2 protein-coding genes and 1 pseudogene are annotated in these 3,660 nt (G+C 70.8%); 1 reads left to right on the forward strand and 2 read right to left on the reverse strand.

The window, feature by feature from the left end; genetic code table 11:
* Positions 1–2,577 (reverse strand): MMPL family transporter (locus tag EIO58_RS14410; RefSeq protein WP_164861730.1); only part of this gene is annotated, 2,577 nt, incomplete at its 3' end.
* 135 nt (positions 2,578–2,712) lie between these two features.
* Between EIO58_RS14410 and EIO58_RS14415 the strand changes: the two genes are divergently transcribed.
* The gene (locus tag EIO58_RS14415) at positions 2,713–3,354 is read left to right on the forward strand and encodes a TetR/AcrR family transcriptional regulator (RefSeq protein ID WP_127820112.1); all 642 of its coding nucleotides are present in this window, start codon (positions 2,713–2,715) and stop codon (positions 3,352–3,354) included.
* On the opposite strand, the pseudogene EIO58_RS14420 reads toward EIO58_RS14415, so the two are convergent.
* Positions 3,332–3,660: pseudogene (locus EIO58_RS14420) on the reverse strand (o-succinylbenzoate synthase); the annotation flags it as partial. The gene EIO58_RS14415 and the pseudogene EIO58_RS14420 overlap by 23 nt on opposite strands.

Consider the following 3,660-nt stretch of genomic DNA (forward strand, 5'->3'; position numbering starts at 1 on the left):
GCCGCCGGGCTCCAGGCGGAACGCGGCATCCTCGAACAGCGCGACGTCGCCCACGGCACGTCCGCCCTCGGCGCGCACGGCGACGCCCTCGCCCACGACCACGGCGGTCGTCGCCGGTTCGGGCCAGGCCGCGAGCGAGAGCTCGCGCTCGACGGCCTCGCCCTCGATGTCGAAGTGCGGCAGCACGCGCTCGAGCCATCGCGGGATCCACCACGCCTTTTCGCCGAGCAGCGCCATCACGGCAGGTACGAGCGTCATGCGCACGAGGAACGCGTCGACCGCGATGCCGACGGCGAGGCCCAGCGCGATGGGCTTGATCGACGAGTCGCCTTCGGGGACGAACGCGGCGAACACCGCGAACATGATGACGGCCGCTGCCGTCACCACCCGCGCCGACGCGGTGAACCCCGACCGCACGGCCGCGAGCGCGATGTCGCGGGCCGAGCGCGTCCGGTGTGTGGAGGCCGCACGGCGCGCGTGGACGAAGTCCTCGCGCATGCGGCTGACGAGGAACACCTGGTAGTCCATCGCGAGCCCGAACAGCACGCCCATCAGGATGATCGGCATGAAGCTGATGACCGGACCCGTGCGCGTCACGTGCAGCAGATCGGCGAACCAGCCCCACTCGAACACCGCCGCGACCACGCCGAACGACGCCGCCACCGACAGCAGGTAGCCGAGGGCCGCCGTGATCGGCACCCAGATCGAGCGGAACACGATCATCAGCAGGATCAGCGACAGACCGACGACGAAGATGCCGAACGGCAGCAGCGCGGCGCCCAGGCGGTCCGAGATGTCGATGCCGACGGCCGTGAAGCCGGTGACCTTGAGGTCGACGCCGTACTCGTCCTCGAGCTCGGGCGCGAGCGCCCGCAGATCGCGCACGAGCTCCGCGGTCGCCGGGTCGTCGGGCGCCGTCTCGGGCACGATCTGGAGGAGACCCGTGTCAGCCGTCTCGTTCGGCGTCGCGAGCGCGATCTCTTTCACGCCCGGCACCTGCTCGATCTCGTCGGCCAGGTCGGCCATGAGCCCGAGCGGATCCGTCGACGTCACGATCGTGCCCGTCATGATGAGTGGACCGTTCGCGCCCGGCCCGAAGTGCTCCGCCGTCAGGTCGTACGCCTGTCGCGCCTGGCTCGACTCCGGCTGGACCCCGGCGTTCGGCAGCGCGAGCGCGAGGCTCGCGGCGGGGATCGCCATGACCCCGAGGGTGAGGACGACGGCGATCGTGGTGACGAGCGGGTGGCGGGTGACGAGATTCACCCACTTGTTCGTCTCGAGCGGCGTTGGTCGCGTCGGTTGCGGGGCTGGTCCGGGATTCAGTTCGTGCGTCTTCGCGGCATCCGTCGGCGCTCCCGCGCGACCCGTGGGTTCTGCGGGACCGGAGACGCCCGCAGTGGATTCGGCAGCGCGTCCGCTCGGGATCGAAGGTGCCTCGCCCCCGACCGTAGAGCGCCCTTCGACAAGCTCGTGGGCGGCTCCGCGAGGCGAAACGCCGCGAGCCCTCACGGAGAGGCGGGGGAGAGGCATCCCCCGCCGGCTCTTGCCGCGGCCCCAGCCGGCGACGCGGGACTTCGCAAAGCCGAGGAGAGCCGGGGTCAGGGTGACGGCGACGACCACGGCGATCGCCACCGCGACGGCGGCCGCGATGCCCATCGTGGTCAGGAACGGGATGCCGGCGAAGCCGAGGCCCACGAGCGCGATGAGCACGGTGACGCCGGCGAAGACCACGGCGGAGCCGGCTGTGCCGGTGGCGCGCGCGGCGGATTCCTCGGGGTCGACGCCGGCGCGCACCTGGTCCTGGTGCCGCGCGACGATGAAGAGGGCGTAGTCGATGCCGACGGCGAGGCCGAGCATGACCGCGAGCATCGGCGTGGTCGACGAGATCGACGCGAACGCAGTCGCGACGTAGATGAGTGCGATCGACAGCCCGACGCCGATGAGCGCCGACACCAGCGGGAACCACGCGACCGTGAACGAGCGGAACGTCACGATGAGGACGAAGAGGGCGATCAGCACCCCGACGGCCTCGATGAGCGACAACGCCGGCACCGAGGTCGAGAACAGGTCGCCGCCCATCGCGACCTGCGATCCCTCCGGGAGCGTCTCGCGCAGGTCGTCGGCGATGTCCTCGAGCGCCGTCTTCGTGTCGTCGGGGACGTCGGTGGCCTGTCCGTCGAACTGCAGCCGGATGATGGCCGCGCTCTCGTCATCCGCGACCACGCCGGCGACCGTGTCGTCGAACGGGTCGGTGACGGCGATCACCCCGTCGAGGTCTTCCAGTTCGGCGATCGCGTCGTCGATGCCGGAAGCGTACGGGTCGACGTCGATCGCGTCGCCGTCGTCCGCGACCGCCACGAGCTGGGCACTCGTGCCGCTCGCCTGCGGAAAGCTGCGGTCGAGCAGCTGGATGCCCTCCTGCGCCTCCGTGCCCGGGATCGAAAACGAGTTGTCTGTGCTCTTCATGAACACCAGCGCGCCGCCGACGGAGATGCCGAGCAGCAGCAGCCACGTCACCAGCACCCGCCACGGGTGGCGGTACGACCAGCGACCGAGCGCGTACAGAAGAGTCGACACAGCGCCTCCGATTTCACGGGTGAGAGGTTCGGGAACCGTCGATACAGCGCTGTATCGGATACATGAGTGTATCGTAAGGCGGGTTGCGGCCCCGAAACTGTGGACCTCGTGTGAGACTGGCGGAGAGGAGAGTCCATGACCGACGCTGTCGTCACGTCACGCCGCCGCGAGGCGACGCGGCAGAAGCTGCTGGATGCCGCGGCCCAGGTCTTCGCCGAGGTCGGGCTGGACGCGGCATCCGTCGAGGCGATCTGCGAACGCGCGGGCTTCACGCGCGGCGCGTTCTACTCGAACTTCGAGACCAAGGACGAATTGTTCCTCGAGCTCGCCGCGAACGTGGCGCGCGAGCGCGTCGAGTCGGTGCGCGCTCGCGTCGCCGAGCTCGAGCGGGCTGGAGCGTTCCGCGGCGCAGCTGAGAGCGCGTTCGAGATCATCCAGCAGGTGCTCGACATCTCGGCCGACGATCGCCTCGGCGTGCTCCTGATGAGCGAGATCCGCATCCACGCGCTGCGCAGCGAGACGCTCGCCGCGGCGTACCTCGCGCAGGACGACGAGATGCGGCGCAACGTCGCCCAGATCATCGACGACATCGGCCGCGCGAACGTGCTGCGGTTCCGGCTGCCCTCCGACGAGGCGGCGCGCCTCATGCTGACGGTGTGGGAGGGCTCGGCCGTGCGCGCCGCGATGGCAGGCCTCGACTACGAAGAGATGTGCCGCCGCACCAACGCCGAGCTCGCCCGCGTCGCCGAGCTCATCATCGAGCCCCCGGCCCGCTGAGCTCGCGGTAGCAGCGCGCGATCCGCTCGAGCCACCAGTCGCGCCGGTCGACGGATGCCGCGTGCGCGTCCAGCAGCGCCGGCTCAGGGTTCACGCGGCCCACGGCCACCGCGCCGGCACGCGGCTTCAGGGGTGGCTCGGCGACGTCGGCAGTGAAGAGAGACGCCGTTCCGAGCCCGCAGTCGTAGTCGAGCTCGGGAAGCGCGGCGGCGAGGGCCACGCCCATCGCGAGCCCGACCGACGTGTCGAGCGCGCTCGAGACCACCGCCGGCAGCCCGGCCTCGGCGACGATGCCGAGCGCGCGCC

The sequence above is a fragment of the Microbacterium sp. CPCC 204701 genome, from assembly GCF_004010105.1.
Taxonomy (GTDB): domain Bacteria; phylum Actinomycetota; class Actinomycetes; order Actinomycetales; family Microbacteriaceae; genus Microbacterium.

Bases quoted from the DNA above. Each gene is read 5' to 3' on its own strand.
- EIO58_RS14415 (WP_127820112.1), top strand. From the start codon at position 2,713: ATGACCGACGCTGTCGTCACGTCACGCCGCCGCGAGGCGACGCGGCAG.